This window comes from Pseudomonas sp. 10B238 (assembly GCF_000970615.1).
In the GTDB taxonomy this organism is placed as follows: domain Bacteria; phylum Pseudomonadota; class Gammaproteobacteria; order Pseudomonadales; family Pseudomonadaceae; genus Stutzerimonas.
The window spans coordinates 122,255-138,381 of sequence record NZ_KQ033938.1; the positions used below are offsets into that span (position 1 = coordinate 122,255).

At 59.3% G+C, this 16,127-nt stretch carries 16 protein-coding genes; 5 read left to right on the forward strand and 11 right to left on the reverse strand.

The features are described from left to right. Nucleotides 1-7: 7 nt before the first annotated feature. The 5 genes from RT21_RS17940 to RT21_RS17960 all read right to left on the reverse strand — a co-directional run bounded on the left by RT21_RS17940 (nucleotide 8) and on the right by RT21_RS17960 (nucleotide 3,727). The gene (locus RT21_RS17940; RefSeq protein WP_082082176.1) at nucleotides 8-463 is read right to left on the reverse strand and encodes an LEA/WHy family protein; all 456 of its coding nucleotides are present in this window, start codon (nucleotides 461-463) and stop codon (nucleotides 8-10) included. A gap of 225 nt (nucleotides 464-688) precedes the next feature. Continuing rightward, entirely contained in the window at nucleotides 689-1,426 is a 738-nt protein-coding gene (locus RT21_RS17945) for an S-methyl-5'-thioinosine phosphorylase (protein WP_046163811.1), read from the reverse strand. A gap of 14 nt (nucleotides 1,427-1,440) precedes the next feature. Then, on the reverse strand, nucleotides 1,441-2,439 hold the full coding sequence (gene nagZ, locus RT21_RS17950; protein WP_046163812.1) for a beta-N-acetylhexosaminidase: 999 nt from the start codon (nucleotides 2,437-2,439) through the stop codon (nucleotides 1,441-1,443). Between the two features lie 16 nt (nucleotides 2,440-2,455). Next, entirely contained in the window at nucleotides 2,456-2,980 is a 525-nt protein-coding gene (locus tag RT21_RS23320; protein ID WP_082082177.1) for a L,D-transpeptidase, read from the reverse strand. Nucleotides 2,981-3,019: 39 nt separating this feature from the next. Beyond that, nucleotides 3,020-3,727 (reverse strand): TetR/AcrR family transcriptional regulator, encoded by a 708-nt coding sequence (locus RT21_RS17960; RefSeq protein WP_045428412.1) that lies wholly within the window; start codon nucleotides 3,725-3,727, stop codon nucleotides 3,020-3,022. Nucleotides 3,728-3,924: 197 nt separating this feature from the next. On the opposite strand from RT21_RS17960, the gene lexA reads away from it, so the two are divergent. Together lexA and sulA are read left to right on the forward strand one after the other, a co-directional pair. Continuing rightward, nucleotides 3,925-4,533: a transcriptional repressor LexA gene (gene lexA / locus RT21_RS17965; protein ID WP_045428414.1), complete on the forward strand. Its 609-nt coding sequence runs from the start codon at nucleotides 3,925-3,927 to the stop codon at nucleotides 4,531-4,533. A 10-nt stretch (nucleotides 4,534-4,543) separates the two neighbouring features. Beyond that, nucleotides 4,544-5,023 (forward strand): SOS-induced cell division inhibitor SulA, encoded by a 480-nt coding sequence (gene sulA, locus RT21_RS17970; RefSeq protein ID WP_046163814.1) that lies wholly within the window; start codon nucleotides 4,544-4,546, stop codon nucleotides 5,021-5,023. Between the two features lie 76 nt (nucleotides 5,024-5,099). Here the strand turns inward: sulA and RT21_RS17975 are convergent, their stop codons facing one another. Further along, nucleotides 5,100-5,336 carry a hypothetical protein gene (locus tag RT21_RS17975; RefSeq protein ID WP_045428419.1) on the reverse strand — a complete coding sequence of 79 codons (237 nt, stop codon included), beginning with the start codon at nucleotides 5,334-5,336 and terminating at the stop codon, nucleotides 5,100-5,102. Nucleotides 5,337-5,513: 177 nt separating this feature from the next. Here RT21_RS17975 and RT21_RS17980 point away from each other — a divergent pair, with 177 nt between their 5' ends. Further along, entirely contained in the window at nucleotides 5,514-6,353 is an 840-nt protein-coding gene (locus RT21_RS17980; RefSeq protein WP_046163815.1) for a DMT family transporter, read from the forward strand. 38 nt (nucleotides 6,354-6,391) lie between these two features. Here RT21_RS17980 and RT21_RS17985 read toward each other — a convergent pair whose 3' ends face one another. From RT21_RS17985 to fadB, 5 genes are all read right to left on the reverse strand, one after another. Next, nucleotides 6,392-6,910 carry a DUF6586 family protein gene (locus RT21_RS17985; protein ID WP_046163816.1) on the reverse strand — a complete coding sequence of 173 codons (519 nt, stop codon included), beginning with the start codon at nucleotides 6,908-6,910 and terminating at the stop codon, nucleotides 6,392-6,394. Between the two features lie 76 nt (nucleotides 6,911-6,986). Beyond that, entirely contained in the window at nucleotides 6,987-9,599 is a 2,613-nt protein-coding gene (gene topA / locus RT21_RS17990) for a type I DNA topoisomerase (RefSeq protein WP_046163817.1), read from the reverse strand. A 303-nt stretch (nucleotides 9,600-9,902) separates the two neighbouring features. Beyond that, a complete protein-coding gene (locus tag RT21_RS17995) occupies nucleotides 9,903-10,130 on the reverse strand; it encodes a DUF1653 domain-containing protein (protein ID WP_046163842.1) in 228 nt (75 codons plus the stop codon). An 80-nt stretch (nucleotides 10,131-10,210) separates the two neighbouring features. Further along, complete coding sequence (gene fadA, locus RT21_RS18000) at nucleotides 10,211-11,386, reverse strand: acetyl-CoA C-acyltransferase FadA (protein WP_046163818.1); 1,176 nt, start codon at nucleotides 11,384-11,386, stop codon at nucleotides 10,211-10,213. A 17-nt stretch (nucleotides 11,387-11,403) separates the two neighbouring features. Next, on the reverse strand, nucleotides 11,404-13,551 hold the full coding sequence (gene fadB, locus RT21_RS18005; protein ID WP_045428432.1) for a fatty acid oxidation complex subunit alpha FadB: 2,148 nt from the start codon (nucleotides 13,549-13,551) through the stop codon (nucleotides 11,404-11,406). 17 nt (nucleotides 13,552-13,568) lie between these two features. Between fadB and RT21_RS23650 the strand changes: the two genes are divergently transcribed. Both RT21_RS23650 and RT21_RS18015 read left to right on the forward strand, forming a co-directional pair. Then, nucleotides 13,569-13,805, forward strand: a complete 237-nt coding sequence (locus tag RT21_RS23650; RefSeq protein ID WP_156155729.1) for a hypothetical protein — start codon at nucleotides 13,569-13,571, stop codon at nucleotides 13,803-13,805. A gap of 198 nt (nucleotides 13,806-14,003) precedes the next feature. Further along, nucleotides 14,004-16,037, forward strand: a complete 2,034-nt coding sequence (locus RT21_RS18015) for a S9 family peptidase (protein WP_045428436.1) — start codon at nucleotides 14,004-14,006, stop codon at nucleotides 16,035-16,037. Nucleotides 16,038-16,127: the final 90 nt, after the last annotated feature.

The window sequence follows — 16,127 nt, forward strand, 5'->3', positions numbered from 1 at the left end:
GGTACTGCTACTCCGGGATAAAGTTGCCGGGGATTATCTCGCCATTGGTTGAGATGTGCACGCGCCGTCCGAGCATTAGACCGGTTTTCAACTCACCATCCAGACGATAGGCAATCGGGCGATCCGGCTTTTCCAACAGACGCACAATGTACTTCATGTGCCGCCAGAGATTGGTATGTATCGGCACCTCGTAATACTCGTAGCCGTTTCCGGGAACGGTTGCCCAGCCGCTGGACTCTCCGCTTGCCAGCTCGATGTCGTTGAGGTGGACGGTATACACCAAACCGCGAACTGGCAGGCTCTGCTCGTTGGGATTGTCGATGCGAAAGCGCAGCATGAACTGCTGTTCGAGCAGCCTGGCTTTGATGATTTCGACGTTTTTAAGTTGGACACGGGGATCCCGGAAATCACTGCTGAACCAGGTGGAACAGCCTGCAAGGCCGGCCAGCAGACTCAACAACATCACCGTTCTGGATATTCTTCTTATGGGTGCGTGGCAAAGCATTCCGGTACTCCAAAGGACGGCCAAGTGTAGCAAGCAGCGAATTGCCCGCAATGGGTTGTTTGGCGAAACTAGCAGCGACGTGCTACGTCTTTGCGACCGCCCTGACGACTCCTGGCGAAGCCATCACCCCCGTTACCGCCAGCATGCCACTGGCTAGCCACGGCACTAGCTGGCGGACTGCACTCAACCAGCCAGCGCGCGAGCCAGCACCGCACGTACCTTCACGATCCCTTCAGCCAGCGCAGCCTCGATTTCCGCCATGGTGATGATCCCACTGCTTTTGCCCGCAGCCGGATTGACCACCAGCGCCAGACAGGCGTACGGCAGCTCCAGTTCACGCGCAAGCACCGCCTCGGGCATACCAGTCATCCCGACGATGTCGCAACCATCGCGCTCCATCCTGGCGATTTCAGCGACCGTCTCCAGCCGCGGCCCCTGAGTACAGCCATACACACCATGACTGCTGAACAGGTAACGTTCAGCAGCCAGACCGGCGATCAGGCGCTGGCGCAAGGGCTCGTCATAGGGATAGCTGAAGTCGACATGGGTGACATGCTCGATGTCGCCTTCGAAGAACGTATGCTCGCGGCCGTAGGTGTAGTCGATCAACTGATGCGGCACGCAGAGGTGACCGGCCCCCATGGCCGAATGGATGCCTCCGACTGCATTCACTGCGATAACGGCCTGCGCGCCGGCACGCTTCAGCGCCCACAGATTGGCGCGATAGTTGACCTGATGTGGCGGAACCCGGTGCGGGTGACCATGCCGCGCGAGAAACAGCACCTCGCGACCGGCGTACTCTCCACGCAAGATTTCGGCCGACGGCGGACCGTAGGGCGTTTCCATGGGTATCGCTTCAAGCAGGGTCAGCCCAGGCAGCTCGGTAAGCCCTGTGCCGCCGATAATGGCATGGACAGTCATCTGTGTTTCCTTGGTCAAGCGGTCAGTTCGGCCGCTTTGAGTGCAGCGACGGATGCGCGCCAGCGTGGATCCTGTTTGTATTCCAGGGAGCCGCAAGCCCGGTTGCGCATCCTGCCCAAAGCCGGTGATGGCTGCGCCCCGAGCCGCTGCAACGCCGACAATGCAAGCTCAGCAGCGCCGCGATCGTTACACACCAGCCCCATATCGCAACCCGCCATCAGCGCCGCCTCGATGCGGCTCGCCGCATCACCGACGACATGCGCACCAGCCATCGATAGGTCGTCACTGAAAATCAAGCCGCGGAATCCCAACTCATCGCGAAGAACATCCTGCAACCAACGCCGAGAAAAACCAGCGGGCCTGTCATCTATTTGCGGGTAGATAACATGGGCGGGCATCACGGCATCAAGCTCGGTGGCCAGCTTGCGGAAAGGAACGAGATCCTGGCCGCGCAGTTCATCCAGCCCGCGCTCATCGACCGGTATTGCGACATGAGAATCCGCTTCGGCCCAACCATGACCGGGAAAGTGTTTGCCTGTGGCCGCCATTCCGGCGCTGTGCATGCCCCTGATGAAAGCGCCGGCCAGCTCACTGGCGCGTTGTGGGTCACCCTCGAATGCACGCGAACCAACCACAGCGCTGCGCTGGTAATCGAGATCCAGCACTGGCGCGAAACTGAAATCGAGACCGACTGCGAGCACTTCAGTCGCCATCACCCACCCGCAAATTTCTGCCAGCTCCTGCGCATTGGGACGGGAGGCGAATTCGCGCATCGCCGGTAACCGGACGAAGTCACGCCTCAGCCGCTGGACGCGCCCCCCTTCCTGGTCGACCGCCAGCAGCAGATCAGGCCGCACCGCTCGAATCGCTCGGCAAAGCTCCTGGACCTGAAGCAGGTTTTCGATATTCCGGGCAAATAAAATAAGCCCGCCTACTTCCGGTTGGCGTAGCAATTGTCGGTCCTCGGCGGTCAGCCAAGTACCGGCAATATCCAACATCAAAGAGCCATGCATGTTAGTGAGCGAATCCTTATATCAGCGTTGCGCTTGACCAATCCGGGCATGCAGCTTCGCCGATATACACGGCACAGCCAGCGGGCACACGGGGAAAAAGTTCGAGCAGGTCGGCATTGCGTAACCTGATGCAGCCGTGGGAGAGCGGTATTCCCATAGGCTCCGAATCCGGCGTGCCATGCAGATAGATGTAGCGGCGAAAAGTATCGACTGGACCCATCCGGTTGTACCCCGGCTCGCAACCGCTGAGCCAGAGGATCCGGGTCAGGATCCAGTCACGGCCAGGAAACCGTTCATGCAGATCGGCATCCCATACCTCCCCGGTCCAACGCCGTCCGCGCAAAACGGCTCCCGGAGGCAAGCCCTCACCAATGCGCACGCGCACCTGATGGAGGCCTCGCGGCGTACAACCGGAGCCATTGCGTTCACCAGCACCATTAAGCGCGGTAGAAACTGGGAAACGGAGGCGCAGGCAGGAGTTGGCAAACCCGTAGAGCGTCTGGTCAGCGATCGAGATATGGAGGAAATCGAGGTCATTCATGGGCGGCTAGCTTAGCCGATCGCCCCGTGAGGATGCACCCTAGCCCTTGGCTGGCATTGCCAAGGCGTTGCGTCGGGCAATTGGATGGGCCTGCGCCAGGCCTGGATCTGCGACACCCGAGTCGGCCCGCATACCCGCCGCAAGAAACGGGACCATCATGCGCATGACCTGCTCAATCGAGGTTCTTGCGCCGAAATCGTTCTCGGCGATAGCCCTTAGCGCTTTGATACCCGACATGCTGAAAGCCGCAGCGCCCAGCATGAAATGCACACGCCAGAACAATTCGATCGGCGGGATCGACGGCGCGGCCTCGTGTACTCGATGCATGTAACGGCGGAACACCTTGCCATACATGTCTTCGAGATAGCGACGTAGATGCCCCTGGCTCTGACTGAAGGAAAGCCCCAGCAGACGCATGAAGATGGACAGGTCATCACCGCTGCGCGGCGTCACTGCCAGCGCTTGCTCGACCAGGATCTCCAGCAACTCTTCAAGGCTTTCCTTCCGGTCAGACTGCGCTTCGCGCCTATCCAGCTCCCGCTCAAGGCTTATGCAGAACGGCCCTAGAAAACGCGAGAAAACTGCCTGAATAAGTGCCTTTTTCGAACCGAAGTGATAGTTCACTGCGGCCAGGTTGACGCCGGCTTTGCTGGTGATCAGACGCAGCGACGTCTCGGCGAACCCCTTCTCAGCGAATAGCTGCTCCGCCGCATCCAGGATACGCTCGACTGTTTCGGACTGCGCCATGCCCTCTCCCCCGACAAACATCTGTTTGAAACTTACGTTTCAACCTACACCAAGTCAACCGACATAGCGCCGAAATGCTTCGGCGCCCCTTTACTGCGCGCGCACAGCCTACCTGTCGCCCAATCAAACAACGATTGCCAAGCATTCGGTACTGTATATAATCCCAGTCACTGTATAAAAGAACAGAGACCCTTTTGATGATCAAGCTGACCCCTCGCCAGTCGGAAATCCTCGCCTTCATCAAGCGCTGCCTTGAAGACAACGGCTACCCGCCGACACGTGCAGAGATCGCTCAGGAGCTGGGTTTCAAATCTCCCAACGCCGCAGAGGAGCACCTCAAAGCTTTGGCTCGCAAAGGCGCCATCGAAATGACGCCCGGCGCCTCTCGCGGGATACGTATTCCAGGCTTCGAACCGGCTACCGAGGACAACGGCCTTCCGGTAATCGGCCGGGTTGCTGCCGGTGCGCCAATTCTGGCGCAGCAACATGTCGAAGAATCTTGCCAGATCAATCCTTCATTTTTCCAGCCGAAGGCTGATTACCTACTGCGCGTCCACGGTATGAGCATGAAGGATATCGGCATATTTGATGGGGATCTGCTAGCGGTCCATACCACGCGTGAAGCACGGAATGGACAGATAGTCGTGGCCCGAATCGATGACGAAGTAACTGTTAAACGTTTTAAACGTGAAGGCAGCAAGGTCTGGCTGCTTGCCGAAAACGCTGAGTTTGCGCCTATTGAAGTTGATCTTGAACAGCAAGAGTTGGTTATCGAAGGTTTGAGCGTCGGCGTAATTCGCCGCTAAGGAGAGGTTCATGCAGTACCATCCCCAACCCACCGCAGGCAAACCACCGCAGCTTTCCTTGTTCGAAGGGCTGATCGCGCATCGCCTGACACCCTTCGCAGAGATAACGCACGCCCCACAGCCCGCCGACGACTGCCTGAGTGAAATGACCCTGACCGGTAGCGGGGATCACTGCCGCCAGTTGCTGGCTCCCATGCTGCGCGAGCTCAGTGAGGCAGCGGATACTCGCTGGCTCACGTTGATCGCACCGCCTGTATCGCTTTCACAGAGTTGGCTGCGAGAAACCGGACTGAATCGTGACCGCATTCTGTTGCTCCAGGCCCGCGATAGCCAGACTGCGCTTGAGCTGGCATGCAAGGCGTTGGTATCAGGCTGCAGCCACACGGTCATTACCTGGTTCCCACGCATCGACAAGGCGGGCCGCCTGAAGCTGCGCGTGGCGGCAGCCCAGGGCAATGCACAGAGCTTGAACATACGTCTGGGTAGCTAATACGCCCCAACCGGTTGGCATAAGGATGTGCCGAAACCCGCCAGGAGCCGCAAAGGCGACCAGGCGTCTTTACCCCTCAATGCAACACGCGCGGCCCTTCTTCCTCCCGCTCGAAATCACCCTCCGATACGCGCCCCGCCATCTGCACGCCAATGTTGAACATGGCCTTAGCGACCTCAACATGCTGACCTTGCAGGAACGCCTTGGCATCATCAGAAAAATCCAGCGTGACCAACACGCCTTCGTCCTCGGCACGACGCAGCACAATGCTGCCGTCGGGTAGCTCGACGATTTCCAGAAAAGACGTTGGCATTGGCATGCTCCCCTTGAAACCGGGCATTGTAACAGCCGACCGCCCAGGCGGCAGCCTTTGGGTTTAGCTGCCAAAACACGATGCTGAACTGCTACGTAGTCTCGCGCAGGCAGGAAGCAGATGCGCGTTAACGCGACGGCACAGTAGGATGGCTGCCTATTGAGACCGGACCGCAGGATGACCATAAGAACCTTGCTACTGACCGCGCTGGCCATGCTCGCCTTCGCCGGCAATTCGCTGCTTTGTCGCGCAGCTCTGCGGGACAGCCAGATCGATCCGGCCAGCTTCACTGCGCTGCGCCTATTTGCCGGTGCACTGGTGTTGTGGCTTTTGTTGTGCCTGCGTGGGAAGTCTTCTTCTAACTCAGGCAGCTGGCGGGGCGCTCTCGCACTCTTCGCCTATGCGACTTCGTTCTCTTATGCCTACCTCAAGCTTGACGCTGGCGCCGGCGCGCTGCTGCTGTTCGGGGCCGTGCAGCTAAGCATGATCACCTGGGGGATGCTGCACGGTGAACGCTTGCATCGGGTGCAGACAGCCGGGATGCTCCTGGCAGGAGCAGGGCTGCTTGTGCTTCTGCTGCCAGGAACAAACACACCGCCGCTATCGGCATCACTTCTGATGGTGCTGGCAGGAGCGGCGTGGGGGGCCTATTCGCTACTGGGTAAAGGGACGCCGGACTCACTTGCCGCTACTGCGGGCAATTTCATTCGCACCCTGCCAATCGCCGTCCTGTTATGCCTGCTTACGTTGAACACGCTGGAGTGGGACAGCGCCGGGTTGAGCTATGCCCTGCTGTCTGGCGGTTTGGCCTCTGGCATCGGTTACGCCATCTGGTACGCAGCGCTCCCCGGCCTGGGGGCCATCCAGGCGGCCAGCGTGCAACTGAGCGTGCCACTTCTTACCGCCTTGGCGGGGAGCCTGCTGCTAGGGGAACCCTTGACCGGGAAGTTGCTGGCCGCCGGCCTTGCGATTCTTGGAGGCATTGCGCTGGTCATGCGCCTTAAACCAAGTACTTGATCCACTACCAGACACAGCAACGTCGCACGTCTATTCGCTTACCACTCGGTAAGCGACTCGCGAAAGCGTAAGGCCAGCTCTTTCAGGCTGCGCCGCCAAACCTCCAGCTCCTCACGCGCCAGCGCCGGCACTTGCGCATCCACACTGACCGCCTCGATCAACGGCATGGTTGGATCAGTCTTGGCCTTGGCGGGAGCACGAGGCGGCTCGAAGAGCGCTGAGTACGCTTTCAGCAGTCGTGCCAGCCAGGTTTCAGGCTGCTCGGCCAACTCAATCAGCTCGGCGAGCTCCGGGCTCGATGACGAGCCCTGCGCTGATGGCACCAGCAATAGCTCTGGACGCGGTGCGCTAGCACCAGGCAGGCGGTAGTAGCCAGCAATCTCGTGACATAGCCCCAGCAGCGCGCCATACAGATGAAAAAGACTAGCCTCGCGCTCGGCCTGGATCAGGCCTGGCGCATTCAGAGCGCCTTTCTCCTCGGCCCGCCGCCAGTTCTCAAGTGCGAGTCCGGCGAAATAAATTTTCTGGTTGGTACGGGTGTACAGCTCATGAGCCATGGCGACGGTCTCCCAAGACTTGAAACGCTACAGGTCGAAGCTCGCGAAAAACCTGGCTCCGACCCGTGGCTGCCAGTTACTTACCGGTGCTCTTGTCTTCTACCTTCCACTTGCTGCCATCGAAGAACGCCTTCCAGCCAGTCGGCTTGCCGTTGACCTCAGTTTGCACATACTGCTCCTTGGTCTTGCGGCTGAAGCGGATCACAGCCGGGCGGCCTTCCGGATCCTTCTGAGGCGCACTCAGTAAAAAGTGATACTTCGGGTCGATCTCGTCCTTGTGAGGAATCAGCTCCAGCACTAACGGTGCCCGGGTCTCGCGATTCTTAGGGAACTGGCTGGCAGCCAGGAACAAACCGGAAGCGCCATCGCGCAGTACATAGGTGTCGTCGACCTTTTCACACTTAAGCTCAGGCATCTTCACCGCATCCATCTTCGGCGGAGCCGCCTCTCCGCTTCTGAGCAACTTACGCGTGTTCTTGCATTCTGCGTTGGTGCAACCGAAGAACTTGCCGAAGCGGCCCGTCTTGAGCTGCATTTCACTGCCGCACTTGTCACACTCCAGACTCGGCCCCTCGTAGCCCTTGATGCGGTACTGGCCCTCTTCGATCTCGTAACCCGTGCAATCGGGGTTGTTGCCACAGATATGCAGCTTATGGGTTTCGTCGAGCAGGTAAGCATCCATCGCCGTGCTGCAGATCGGGCAACGATGTTTGCCCAACAGCACGCGAGATTCGGACTCCCCTTCGTCATCAGCGGCAATCTCATCGCCCGGGATGAGGTTGACTGTGGACTTGCAACGTTCTTTAGGCGGCAGGCTGTAGCCGGAGCAACCGAGAAAGACCCCAGTGGAGGCTGTGCGAATCATCATCGGACGCCCGCAGACCTTGCACGGAATGTCGGTCAGCGTGGGCTGGTTGGCACGCATCCCGTTCTCGCTCGCCTCAGCGACCTCCAGCTTCTTCTTGAAGTCGCCGTAGAACTCGTCGAGTACATGTTTCCACTCGCGCTCACCCTGTGCGACATCGTCGAGGTTCTCTTCCATGCCGGCAGTGAAACCATAGTCCATCAGGTTGTTGAAGCTTTCAGAGAGGCGCTCGGTAACGATGTCGCCCATCTTCTCGGAATAGAAACGGCGGTTATGCAAAGAGACATAGCCGCGATCCTGGATCGTCGAGATGATCGCCGCATAGGTCGACGGCCGACCAATTCCGCGCTTTTCCATCTCCTTGACCAGGCTCGCTTCGGAGAAGCGCGCAGGTGGCTTGGTGAAGTGCTGGCTCGGGTCGAGCTTGATCAGCTTCATCCCGTCGCCCTTATTCATGTCCGGCAGGACGTCGTCTTCACCGCTCTTGCTCTGCTGCGGCATGACCTTGGTGTAACCGTCGAACTTCAGGATCCGACCCTTCGCGCGCAACTCGTAATTTCCGGCGGTCACTGTGACGCTGGTTGAAAGATACTGAGCCGGCGGCATTTGGCAGGCGACAAACTGGCGCCAGATCAGGTCATAGAGGCGCTCGGCGTCCCGTTCCATGCTGGTCAGCTGTGCCGGGCGCAAATTGACGTCCGAAGGACGAATCGCCTCGTGCGCTTCCTGAGCGCCTTCCTTGCTGGAATAGAAGTTCGGTTTCTCAGGGAGATACTTGTCGCCAAATTCGTCTTCAATAAAGCCACGAACCATGCTCAGGGCATCAGCCGACAGGTTGGTCGAGTCGGTACGCATGTAAGTGATGTAGCCGGCTTCGTAGAGCCGCTGCGCCATCATCATGGTTTTCTTCACGCCGAAGCCTAGGCGGTTACTTGCGGCCTGCTGCAGGGTCGATGTGATAAACGGCGCGGACGGCTTGCTGCTGGTCGGCTTGTCTTCACGCTTGGTGACACTGTAAGTGGAATCCTTGAGCTGCTCGAGCGCCGCCATTGCATGCGCTTCGTTGAGCGGCTTGAAGGCTTCGCCATTTTCGCGAGCAACCTCGAAGCGGACCTTGGCATTGCCGCTCGTGTTGAGGTCGGCGTGTACTTCCCAATATTCTTCAGGCACGAACGCACGGATCTCGCGCTCCCGCTCGACTACCAGCTTCACCGCAACCGACTGCACGCGTCCTGCAGAGAGTCCGCGAGCGATCTTTGCCCAGAGCAGCGGGGAAACCATGTAGCCCACCACCCGGTCGAGAAAGCGCCGCGCCTGTTGCGCATTGACCCTGTTGATGTCCAGATCGCCCGGCTTGGAGAAGGCCTCCTGGATCGCCTTTTTGGTGATCTCGTTGAATACCACGCGCTTGTAACGGCTGTCGTCGCCGCCAATGGATTCGCGCAGGCGCCAAGCGATGGCCTCCCCTTCTCTATCCAAGTCGGTCGCGAGATAGATAGTGTCGGCTTCCTTGGCCAGGCGACGAAGCTCGTCGATGACCTTTTCTTTGCCGGGCAGGATTTCGTACTTCGCCTTCCAGCCGTGCTCGGGATCGATGCCCATGCGGGTGAAGAGTTGACGCTTGGCTTTCTCCTTCGGCGAAAGCGCCGGGGCTTCGGCCGCTGCGGCCTTGCCGCGCTTGACCGGCTCCTTGTTGGCAGAGCCGCTGGTGGGAAGGTCGCGGATGTGGCCGATACTCGACTTCACCACGTATTGGTTGCCCAAATACTTGTTGATTGTCTTGGCCTTGGCCGGTGATTCCACGATGACCAGCGATTTACCCATGGAGAGGAGAGTTCCTGAATCGAGAGGTGAACTGAGAGTGTTGAACCGGCCGCAGCCCGACGTCGAAACGCCACCCGGCCTGCCGGTTAAGAAGCGAAGCAGCCTAGCCAGCCTGCGAAGAGCAATCAATTGCTCCAGAAATCATCCGTACCCAAATCCATTGGCAGCCTAACTGCCTGGCAGGGGTTTTATCGTCCGAAACCGAGGGGAGTCGTCTTCACTCGGTTCGAAAGCACCGCTATATATAGTGGCGATATAGCCGAGGTCAAGCGCAGGGCTTAAGCCAGCTCGTCCGGGCGACGCCTAAAAACGGCTGGGCTCGGCTTCGATCAGGGCGAAACGGGGAAGCGTTTCACCGTCGACCTCAACCGTTTCGGTGAACATCGAAAGCGGACGCACCCATAAGCCGTAATCCCCGTATAGCGCCTGGTAGAAGACTAGCGACTCTTCCGTTTCGGAGTGCCGAGCCACTGCATATACGCGGTACTCGGGGCCTTTGTAATGGCGGTAACGGCCTGGCGTGACGTGCATCTCGGCTGCCTCTGAAAAAAAGTCGCTCATCAAAATGAAAACCGGGGCACGAGGCCCCGGTTTTCGTGTCGCCAACTAGCTTAGACGCGTTCGAACACAGTGGTGATGCCTTGGCCAAGGCCGATACACATTGTGGAAACGCCCAGCGTACCGCCGTTCTGCTTCATCACGTTCAACAGGGTGCCCGAAATACGAGCGCCCGAGCAACCGAACGGGTGACCCAGCGCGATGGCGCCGCCATGCAGGTTGACCTTCTGCTCCATCTTGTCGAGCAGCTTGAGATTCTTCAGCACAGGCAACGCCTGAGCGGCGAAGGCTTCGTTGAGCTCGACGAAATCAATGTCGTCCATGGTCAGACCAGCACGCTTGAGCGCCTTCTGAGTCGCCGGTACCGGGCCGTAACCCATGATCGCCGGGTCCACGCCTGCCAGGGCCATGGAGCGAATCACCGCCATCGGCTGAATGCCCAGATCCTGTGCGCGCTGAGCGGACATGACGATCATGCAGGACGCACCGTCAGTGATCTGCGAAGACGTGCCCGCAGTCACAGTACCGCCCTTCGGATTGAACGCCGGCTTCAGTGCCGCCAGGCTTTCGAGGGTGGTCTCGGGACGAATGGTTTCATCGTAGTCGAAGACCTTGAGGAAACCGTTTTCGTCGTAGCCTTCCATCGGGATGATTTCATCCTTGAACATGCCGTCGACGGTGGCCTTGTGCGCCAGACGATGCGAGCGCTCGCCGAAGGCATCCTGCTGCTCGCGGGTGATGCCATGCATCTTGCCCAGCATTTCTGCAGTCAGGCCCATCATACCGGACGCCTTCGCGGCATACAGCGACAGCTGCGGGTTCGGATCGACACCATGCATCATGCCGACGTGGCCCATGTGCTCGACACCGCCAACGACGAAGACATCACCGTTACCGGTCATGATCGCCTGAGCGGCGGTGTGCAATGCGCTCATGGAGGAGCCGCACAGGCGGCTGACGGTTTGCGCGGCACTGGTGTGCGGGATGCGGGTCAGCAGCGAGGCCATGCGGGCCACGTTCCAACCCTGCTCTAGGGTCTGGTTGACGCAGCCCCAGATCACATCTTCCACTTCGGCCGGGTCGACCTTGGAGTTGCGTGCCAGCAAGCCATCGATCAGGTGCGCGGACATGGTCTCGGCGCGGGTATTGCGGTGCATGCCGCCCTTGGAACGACCCATCGGGGTACGGCCGAAGTCGACAATGACGACGTCTCTCGGATTAAGGCTCATATCTCTTTATTCCTCAATTAACCGTAGAAGCTCTGGCCGTTGGCAGCCATTTCACGCAGCTTCGCAGTCGGCTGGTACAGCGGGCCCAGGTCGGCGTACTTGTCGGCCAAGGCCACGAACTCGGCGACACCGATCGAATCGATGTAGCGCAGTGCACCACCACGGAAGGGAGGGAAACCAATGCCATAGATCAAGCCCATATCAGCTTCGGCAGCGGTTTCGACGATGTTGTCTTCCAGGCAGCGGACCGTTTCCAGGCACAGCGGGATCATCATGTAGTTGATGATGTCCTCGTCGGATAGCTCGCGAGTCTCGCTGACCACCGGCTTGAGCAGCTCGTAGGACTGCGGATCGACCACCTTCTTCGGCTTGCCCTTCTTGTCCATCTCGTAGACGTAGAAGCCTTTGCCGTTCTTCTGGCCGAGGCGGTTGGCGTCATACATGACGTCGACAGCCGTGCGAGTGTCGTCCTTCATACGATCCGGGAAGCCTTCAGCCATCACGTCACGGCCGTGGTGGCCAGTGTCCATGCCGACGACGTCCATCAGATACGCCGGGCCCATGGGCCAGCCGAACTTTTCCATCACCTTGTCAGCACGGACGAAGTCCACACCGTGAGCAATGGCACGGGCGAAGCCGCCGAAGTACGGGAACAGCACGCGGTTGACCAGGAAGCCCGGGCAATCGTTGACCACGACCGGGCTCTTGCCCATTTTCTTGGCGTAGGCAACGGTGGTGGCGATCGCGGTTTCGCTGGTCTTCTCGCCACGAATCACTTCCACCAGCGGCATCATGTGCACCGGGTTGAAGAAGTGCATGCCGCAGAAGTTTTCCGGACGCTTGAGCGCCTGGGCCAGCAGGCTGATGGAGATGGTCGAGGTGTTAGAGGCGATGATCGCATCATCACGCACCAGGCCTTCGACTTCAGCCAGCACGGACTGCTTGATCTTCGGATTTTCGACAACGGCTTCGACGACGATGTCGACGTGACCGAAGTCGCCGTAGGACATGGTGGGACGAATGGCATTGAGGGCTTCGGCCATCTTCGCCGGAGTCAGGCGACCTTTTTCGACGCGCTTGCCGAGCAGCTTGGAGGCCTCGTTCAGCCCCATCTGGATGCCTTCTTCGCGGATATCCTTCATCAGGATCGGCGTGCCTTTGACAGCCGACTGATAGGCGATACCGCCACCCATGATGCCGGCGCCGAGCACGGCAGCCAGTTTCACGTCACGGGCCTGCTTGTCATACGCCTTGGCCTTCTTCTTCAGCTCCTGATCGCTCAGGAACAGACCAACCAGGCTCTGCGCAACAGAGGTCTTGGCCAGTTTGACGAAGCCAGCGGCCTCAACTTCGATCGCCTTGTCGCGGCCGAAATTGGCGGCTTTCTGAATGGTCTTGATCGCTTCGACCGGCGCCGGATAGTTCGGGCCCGCCTGACCAGCCACAAAACCCTTGGAGGTTTCGAAAGCCATCATCTGCTCGATAGCGTTGAGCTTGAGCTTGTCCAGCTTTGGTTGGCGCTTGGCCTTGTAGTCCAGCTCACCAGAAATGGCGCGCTTGACCAGATCCAACGCGGCGGCTTGCAGCTGCTCGGGGGCAACCACGGCATCTACGGCGCGAACCTTGAGCGCATCTTCGGCACGGTTTTCCTTACCGGACGCAATCCACTCGACAGCGTTGTCCACGCCAATCAGACGCGGCAGTCGAACGGTACCGCCGAAGCCCGGGTAGATGCCCAGCTTCACTTCCGGCAGACCGACCTTGGCGACGGTGGACATGACGCGGTAATCAGCGGCCATGCACATCTCGAAACCACCACCCAACGCGATGCCGTTGATGGCCGCGACGGTCGGGACACCGAGGTCTTCGAAATCGCTGAAGATCTTGTTCGCTTCGAGGTTACCGGCGACCAGCTCCTCATCGGACATCTTGAAGTTATCGACGAATTCGGTGATGTCCGCACCGACAATGAATACATCCTTGCCGCTGGTGACGATGACGCCCTTGACCGAAGCGTCGGCCTTGATGGCGTCGACTGCCTGGCGAAGGTCGTTGAGGGTGAGGCGATTGAACTTGTTGACGGACTCACCCTTGAGGTCGAAATTCAATTCGACGATGCCGCTCTCAAGAGCCTTAACCGTGATGGCTTTACCTTCGTAAATCATCAACTGATCTCCACGGTATGGAAGCTGAACGTTACGTGTCGCACGTCATCGGTCCGAAGACCGTCACCGTTACCGGTGAAACGACACCCACCGACACGATAAACCGGGCTGACGGCATTTGCGTGGCAAACGCTCGATTCATACGCCCGTTTGATTTGGGTGAGCACACCTTCTTTGAAAAGCACCGGAATGTCAATCGACAGGCCAAGCTGCAAAGACGCTTCACCCCGAACGAGACCAATAAGCCTAGCTAAGACCAGGCTCGCGCGCGGCCAGCAGGCCCAGCTTTTATTGCATGGACGGTCATTCATGCAGCTGATCGCCAGCCACATCGTTGATAGACCACCGCCTTCACGCACCGTCACAACTGTCTGGGCACCTTGTACACTCGGCGCTGTTATCCAAATTTCGTACAGCTGCGCAAGTTCGCAGCCGCGCTTCAGGAGTTATGCATGTCCGCCCCCATTGCCCGCGTCGATACAGGCCCGGACCCGTACAAATGGCTGGAAAACCGCGACGCACCCGAGGTGCTGGAATACCTGAGGGCAGAGAACGCCTATCTGGAAGAACAGCTGGCTGACCAAGCTCAACTGCGTGAATCGCTGTTTCAAGAGATTAAAGGCCGTATCCGTGAGACCGACCTTTCGCTGCCGTCGCCCTGGGGCCCTTGGCTGTATTACCAGCGCACCACGGCGGGTGATGAGTATCCGCGTCATTACCGATGCCCACGGCCGGCAGATGGCTCATTCAACGTCGATGAAAATCAGGAGCAATTGCTGCTTGATCCCAACGAATTGGCGGCAGGTGGCTTCCTCTCGCTAGGTGCGTTCAGTGTCAGCCAAGATCACTGCAAACTGGCCTACAGCCTCGATACTCAGGGCGACGAGATCTATCAACTGTTCGTCAAGGATCTGAGCACAGGCGAAGTGACCGCCCTGCCCTTTGATGACTGCGACGGCAGCATGACCTGGGCTAACGATAGCAGCACTCTGTTCTTCGGCGAGCTGGACGACACCCATCGACCCCACAAGATCTACCGCCACCGGCTGGGCGACAAGGAGCGCACGGAGGTCTACCACGATCCGGACGGGCGCTATTTCGTGCACTGCTACCGGACCAGCTCCGAACGCCAACTGGTGATCCTTTCGAACAGCAAGACAACCAGCGAAGCCTGGGTGCTGTCAGCGGATGAGCCCGACGGAAACTGGATTTGTCTTGCTCCCCGCCAAGACGACCACGAGTACTACCCCGACCATGGCCTTCTCGATGACGAATGGAGCTGGCTGATCCGCAGCAACCAGGCCGGTATTAATTTTGCCCTGCATCAGGCACCGGAGCGCACCCCGCAACGCGAGCACTGGCAAGAGCTGATCGGCCACAGCGACTCGGTGATGCTGGAAGACGTCAGCCTGAACGCCGACGCGGTCACGCTGAGCCTGCGCGAGGCCGGGCTTCCTATCATCGAGGTTCGCCCATCAACCGGCGCGCCCTACCGGCTGCAACTGCCGGATGCAGCCTACAGCCTCCATGTACACAACACGCTTGAATTCGATAGCCCGGTTATCCGGCTGCGCTACGAAGCACTGAACCGCCCGGCTCAGATTCGCCAGCTGAACCTCTCCGACGGTAAGCAGGAGGTACTCAAGGAGACTCCGGTCGAAGGCCCCTTCGATGCCGATGCCTATGAGAGCCGACGTATCTGGGCAACAGCCGACGATGGCACTCAGGTGCCGATCAGCCTGGTCGGTCGTAGAGAGCAATTTGGCAAACCCGCGCCCCTGTATCTTTATGGCTACGGCGCCTACGGCCACAGCCTGGACCCCTGGTTTTCCCACGCCCGACTGTCACTGCTAGATCGCGGCTTTATCTTCGCCATTGCCCATGTCCGAGGTGGTGGTGACCTTGGCGAGGCCTGGTACCGGGCTGGCAAGCTGGAGCACAAGCCGAACACCTTCAGCGATTTCATTGCCTGCGCCGAGAAACTGATAACCGACGGCTACACCGAACCGGCTCGACTCGCCGTCAGCGGCGGGAGCGCCGGCGGTCTGCTAATCGGCGCCGTGCTCAATCTGAGGCCGGACCTCTTCGGTGCGGCGATCGCCGAAGTGCCATTCGTCGACGTCCTGAACACCATGCTCAACGCCGACTTGCCTTTGACAGTGACCGAGTACGACGAGTGGGGCGACCCGAATCAGCCCGAGGTGCATGCGCGCATCAAGGCCTATGCGCCCTATGAGAACGTAGGCAGCCAGCCTTACCCGGCAATCCTTGCGGTCGCTGGCTACAACGACAGCCGCGTGCAGTACTGGGAAGCTGCCAAATGGGTCGCCAAGCTGCGCGCCCAAAAGACAGACGACAACCTACTGCTACTGAAAACCGAGTTCGGTGCCGGACACGGCGGCATGAGCGGTCGTTATCAGGCGTTGAAGGACGTGGCGCTGGAATATGCCTTTGTGCTCAAGGTCTTCGACATGACAACCCGCTAGCAGCGGTGCTGCACGGCTGCCGCCCGCTCCTTGCTGGCGGCGCGGCCTTGCCGACTTGCGGTCGGAACGAGACCCGCGCGCAGGGGTCAT

Excerpts from the sequence above, each read along its gene's own strand:
- RT21_RS17940 (WP_082082176.1), bottom strand. The coding sequence starts at position 463 with ATGTTGTTGAGTCTGCTGGCCGGCCTTGCAGGCTGTTCCACCTGGTTC.
- RT21_RS17945 (WP_046163811.1), bottom strand. The coding sequence starts at position 1,426 with ATGACTGTCCATGCCATTATCGGCGGCACAGGGCTTACCGAGCTGCCT.
- nagZ (WP_046163812.1), bottom strand. The coding sequence starts at position 2,439 with ATGCATGGCTCTTTGATGTTGGATATTGCCGGTACTTGGCTGACCGCC.
- RT21_RS23320 (WP_082082177.1), bottom strand. The coding sequence starts at position 2,980 with ATGAATGACCTCGATTTCCTCCATATCTCGATCGCTGACCAGACGCTC.
- RT21_RS17960 (WP_045428412.1), bottom strand. The coding sequence starts at position 3,727 with ATGGCGCAGTCCGAAACAGTCGAGCGTATCCTGGATGCGGCGGAGCAG.
- lexA (WP_045428414.1), top strand. The coding sequence starts at position 3,925 with ATGATCAAGCTGACCCCTCGCCAGTCGGAAATCCTCGCCTTCATCAAG.
- sulA (WP_046163814.1), top strand. The coding sequence starts at position 4,544 with ATGCAGTACCATCCCCAACCCACCGCAGGCAAACCACCGCAGCTTTCC.
- RT21_RS17975 (WP_045428419.1), bottom strand. The coding sequence starts at position 5,336 with ATGCCAACGTCTTTTCTGGAAATCGTCGAGCTACCCGACGGCAGCATT.
- RT21_RS17980 (WP_046163815.1), top strand. The coding sequence starts at position 5,514 with ATGACCATAAGAACCTTGCTACTGACCGCGCTGGCCATGCTCGCCTTC.
- RT21_RS17985 (WP_046163816.1), bottom strand. The coding sequence starts at position 6,910 with ATGGCTCATGAGCTGTACACCCGTACCAACCAGAAAATTTATTTCGCC.
- topA (WP_046163817.1), bottom strand. The coding sequence starts at position 9,599 with ATGGGTAAATCGCTGGTCATCGTGGAATCACCGGCCAAGGCCAAGACA.
- RT21_RS17995 (WP_046163842.1), bottom strand. The coding sequence starts at position 10,130 with ATGCACGTCACGCCAGGCCGTTACCGCCATTACAAAGGCCCCGAGTAC.
- fadA (WP_046163818.1), bottom strand. The coding sequence starts at position 11,386 with ATGAGCCTTAATCCGAGAGACGTCGTCATTGTCGACTTCGGCCGTACC.
- fadB (WP_045428432.1), bottom strand. The coding sequence starts at position 13,551 with ATGATTTACGAAGGTAAAGCCATCACGGTTAAGGCTCTTGAGAGCGGC.
- RT21_RS23650 (WP_156155729.1), top strand. The coding sequence starts at position 13,569 with ATGGAAGCTGAACGTTACGTGTCGCACGTCATCGGTCCGAAGACCGTC.
- RT21_RS18015 (WP_045428436.1), top strand. The coding sequence starts at position 14,004 with ATGTCCGCCCCCATTGCCCGCGTCGATACAGGCCCGGACCCGTACAAA.